Here is a 2216-nt window from a genome sequence, read left to right on the forward strand (position 1 = left end):
TCGCAAAAAAGAATCTACGCCCAGCATCAATTAAAAAATGCAGAAACTGCTTATAACATGCCTTTTATATGGAATATGAACCATGATGTAGAAATTGCCCGGCTTAAATCGGCAATTGACAAATTGGTCCAGCGGCATGACAGCTTGAGAACGATATTTGTATGGTTCGAAGGTGAATTGGTGCAGCGGATTCTGGGACAAGCGGAGCTTGAAATGGAGTACAGCATTTGCGAAGAACATGAAATTTATGAGCAGATGACGTATTTTATCCGTCCATTCTATTTGGATGAAGCACCACTGTTTAGGATGCATTTGCTCAAGATCGCGTCAGATCGGCACGTCCTGCTGTTTGATATGCATCATATTATATCTGACGGGGTATCCATCAGCGTATTTATGGAGGAATTGATGGCGCTGTATGATGGGGCGGAACTGGAACCGCTGCGTCTCCAATACAAGGATGTGGCGGTATGGCAGCATAACTACAGAAGCTCCGCCGAATATGAGGAGCATGAGAAGTATTGGCTCAGCATTTATGGAAACGAAAAATTGCCGCCCCCGCTGGAACTTCCAACCGACTATGTACGTCCTGACACCCAGAGCTTTACTGGAGGCCGGGTAGGCATTTCCGTGGAAGCTGATGTTGCTGTCAAACTGAAGCGTCTCTGTCTCCAGAGCGGGACCACAATGTTTATGGTTTTGTTGTCCGCTTATTACATTTTACTGGAGAAGTTTTCAGGTCAGGACGATATTGTGATCGGCACGACAATAGCCGGCAGAAATCATCCTGATTTTGAAGAAATCATCGGTGTGTTTGTAAATGCCATAGCGATTCGCAATGCTCCCAGGAAGGAGAAGATGTTCAAGGATTTTCTTTTGGAGGTGAAAGAGAGTACTTTGCATGCATACAAGCATCAGAACTATCCGTTTGAAGAGCTTGTAGACCAATTAAATATTCGTAGAGATGTGAGTAGAAATCCTCTGTTCGATACGATGTTGGTTTTTCACAATCAAATGAGCGGGACGATGCCTGGAATGGAACAGAACATAGATCTTAATCTTCTGGGGGATATCGGGCACCATGCTGTGAAATTCGATTTGACCCTGAATGCTGTTGAAATTAATGATACATTGCATCTTTTACTGGAGTACTGCAAGGACTTGTATCGTACGGAAACTGCAGAAATGCTCCTGAATTGTTATTGCAAAATATTGGTTGATTGTATAAATGAGCCAACGATTCAAATCGCTGAACTGGAAATTTTGAGCACCTCAGAAAAGCAGCATGCTGTGTCGCAAATTCTTGTAAACCGTGATAAGGCCCTGCCTTCGTTCGATTTGTAGTTTAGGTGACTAAAAAAACTGGTGAGGTGAATTGTTTGAAATACAGTCCAACAGTCCTTGATTCTATTGATGAGTTTAAACAGGCCAAAGAATATTGGTTGACTAAACTGCCCTATGACGCTAAATGCACGACGTATCCGGCGGATTATCAGAGCAAGGCCAAAGGAAGCAAAACAGATTATGAGTTCTCATTGGATTCATTCATAAGTGATGAGCTTATTAAAATCAGCAAAAATGGAGATACACTGTTATACGTTTATCTCCTCACAACCCTCAAGGTAGTACTGTACAAAACACTATACGAAGAGAGTATTGTAATCGGTGCTCCTATTTATTCTAGCTATTCCTCTGATACTGAATATAACGACTACATCCTGCTATCTGACCGAATTAATGGGGGTATGACCTTCAAAGACAGTTTGCTAATTGTGAATCATACCTTTGGCGAGGCGACTAAGCATCAATACTATCCAATAAAAAATTTGATGAAACTGCTTAACATTCCTCCCGATTATGCTTACAAAACAATAATCTTACTGGAAAATATCCATTCCGCCACGATGATTGAAGATAAGATCAGATCCGCCAGCAATGACATAACGGTGATGTTTAAACGAACCGACAATCAAATCACCGGGACGGTGAAATATAAAGCACAAGCATTTAATGCTATAACGATCAAACTGCTTGTCGACCGATTTAAAAAAACCTTGCAGCAGGTTATTGCTGAACCTAATACATTCATTAAAGATATCACGCTGGATGCTGAGCAAAGATTTGCTGAATATAACAACACAGCTGCTGATTATCCGCGGGAGGCAGTGCTGCATAAGCTGGTGGAAGCATCAGCATCGGCCAACCCGGCGGCAGAA

General features: G+C 42.1%; 2 protein-coding genes. Both read left to right on the plus strand.

Annotated elements, in window-relative coordinates:
• Nucleotides 1–1344: condensation domain-containing protein (locus tag ACYUJT_RS25320; RefSeq protein ID WP_460327690.1), on the plus strand; the 1344-nt coding region annotated here is incomplete at its 5' end.
• Nucleotides 1345–1349: 5 nt separating this feature from the next.
• Nucleotides 1350–2216 (plus strand): condensation domain-containing protein (locus tag ACYUJT_RS25325; RefSeq protein ID WP_460327692.1); only part of this gene is annotated, 867 nt, incomplete at its 3' end.

The sequence above is a fragment of the Paenibacillus sp. YSY-4.3 genome (assembly GCF_054767475.1).